The sequence below is a fragment of the Snuella lapsa genome (genome assembly GCF_039539345.1).
Taxonomy (GTDB): Bacteria; Bacteroidota; Bacteroidia; order Flavobacteriales; family Flavobacteriaceae; genus Snuella; species Snuella lapsa.
This window is the reverse complement of sequence record NZ_BAABCY010000018.1, coordinates 1-1,785: the sequence shown is the minus strand read 5'-3', so window position 1 is coordinate 1,785 and position 1,785 is coordinate 1. Positions and strand designations below refer to the sequence as shown.

Here is a 1,785-nt window from a genome sequence, read left to right as displayed (position 1 = left end):
AAATAAAAGCCCTTAAAAGGGCTTATTTGTGTCTTGTTTTTAGAAAATTAAGGGCTTGCGCAACGGCTACCGTTGTTGTGCTTATGTGCTTTCTTCTTTTTTATTTTCCAAATTATATGTGTCGCAATACCTGCTATTGTTCCGAAAATCCAAAATCCGAGTGTTATTCCGAGTATAGGCATTCCACAATTAATTCCGTCTGTTCTTGGTTCTGGATAAAACAATTTAGGAAAAACAAAAAAGTAACAGATTAGTAAAACCAATAGAATGATGAAATTCGGAAGTTTAGTTCTGTATTTATCATTCAAATAATACAATCCAATTTGAATTAAAGAAATTCCGATTATAAAAAGTAAAATCATTTAATTCAGCTTTTGTTTATGTAATATCCTTTTTCTTTAGTTTCAATATTTTCTATTATTAATTCTTTTCCATAACAGAAAACTATTTTCGCTTTTCCTTGATTTGTTTCAATTATTCCATTGTTAATTTCAAAAGAGTTTTTTGCTAACCAATCTCCAATATGAGTTCCTTCAGCGTATTTCCAGTCTTGTTTTTCAATAAAAGACGAAGAATTACTATAGAAGCCTAAAATCAAAACAAGTCCGATTATTACACTTAATATTTTAAAAATCCGTTTTTTCATTTTTCCGAAATTGTTCTTTTGAGTTTTTCTTTCAGGCATTAAGCACAACGTTCTAGTATAAGAATAGTAGCGGATTTTACTCACTAACTTTTCGGTTATATATAGACCTTTTTTAATATTTACTTACTTTGGTTCTAGCGATAAAGCCGCTATTATTTTTATACATTGTGTGTGCCCAGCATGGGCATCCATTCGTGCTAATGTACGAATTTTTCTAGAGGGTGCAAGTCCCTTATGGGCAGGGGTAACGCCTTGAACCATTAGCAAGTCGCAAGGTCGCTAGTTGTGAAGCTGGGACTGAAGGAAGCGAGACTGCAAATTTCGGTACTGAGGAACACGAACCATATACCGAGGCTATGAGGTCGGATGAGCAGGCACATAACTGTGAAGTCCTAAATATCTTTAAGGGATAAGCGCCGAAATAGTAGATATGGCAGGGATCGAAAGAAAGAGGATGCTCTTACCTGGGGAGGTCTCCCAAACCACGGGTTGGTCTATGGGAGAAGTCAGCAGCGGTCATAGTAGTACTAGGAAGCTGGAATAGTACGAAGGACCAAACAAAAATGGTTCTTAATGGACTACGGAGCAAGGTGTCGTTACGGACAGGGGTCTGGGCACTTGTAGCCATGGTACAAGCGGAACAGTTAACAAGTTAGTATGATAGAAAGCGTATTAGAGAAAGAAAACCTACAACTAGCGTACCGACGGGTATATGCCAATAAGGGTGCATCAGGAGTTGATGGTAAATCCGTAAAAGATTTACTGCCACACTTAAAGTTGCACCAACGGGCATACCTCAAGGGTATTCGAGAAGGAAATTACCAGCCATCGCCAATACTGGGTATTGAAATTCCTAAAGCCAACGGAAAGGTGCGCCTTTTGGGAGTTCCTACGGCTGTCGATAGGGTCTTTCAGCAAGCGATACAACAAGTATTGCAGCCCATATTCGAGCAAGATTTCCAAAATCACAGTTATGGTTTTCGACCTAAACGCAATGCACACCAAGCCTTGCGTCAATCCCTCGAATATATCAACCAAGGCTATCAGTATATTGTCGATATTGACCTAGTGGCTAATTCAGTTCGATTTGTGCCACCGATTTCGGAGTCATTGTGCCATTGATTTCGGTTTAAACCGTG

Annotated in this window: 3 protein-coding genes; 1 reads left to right on the top strand and 2 read right to left on the bottom strand. The window is 38.3% G+C overall.

The annotated features are described in order from the left end of the window. Positions 1-367: 367 nt before the first annotated feature. Together ABD792_RS03395 and ABD792_RS03390 are read right to left on the bottom strand one after the other, a co-directional pair. Positions 368-685, bottom strand: a complete 318-nt coding sequence (locus tag ABD792_RS03395) for a hypothetical protein (protein ID WP_345004381.1) — start codon at positions 683-685, stop codon at positions 368-370. Positions 686-1,106: 421 nt separating this feature from the next. Then, positions 1,107-1,274, bottom strand: coding sequence for a hypothetical protein (locus tag ABD792_RS03390; protein ID WP_199114738.1), 168 nt, complete (start codon positions 1,272-1,274; stop codon positions 1,107-1,109). Between the two features lie 29 nt (positions 1,275-1,303). On the opposite strand from ABD792_RS03390, the gene ABD792_RS03385 reads away from it, so the two are divergent. After that, positions 1,304-1,768: a reverse transcriptase domain-containing protein gene (locus ABD792_RS03385; RefSeq protein ID WP_345004380.1), complete on the top strand. Its 465-nt coding sequence runs from the start codon at positions 1,304-1,306 to the stop codon at positions 1,766-1,768. The last annotated feature ends 17 nt before the right edge of the window (positions 1,769-1,785 follow it).

Coding starts and splice junctions, on each gene's coding strand:
- ABD792_RS03395 (WP_345004381.1), bottom strand. CDS start 685: ATGCCTGAAAGAAAAACTCAAAAGAACAATTTCGGAAAAATGAAAAAA.
- ABD792_RS03390 (WP_199114738.1), bottom strand. CDS start 1,274: ATGGCTACAAGTGCCCAGACCCCTGTCCGTAACGACACCTTGCTCCGT.
- ABD792_RS03385 (WP_345004380.1), top strand. CDS start 1,304: ATGATAGAAAGCGTATTAGAGAAAGAAAACCTACAACTAGCGTACCGA.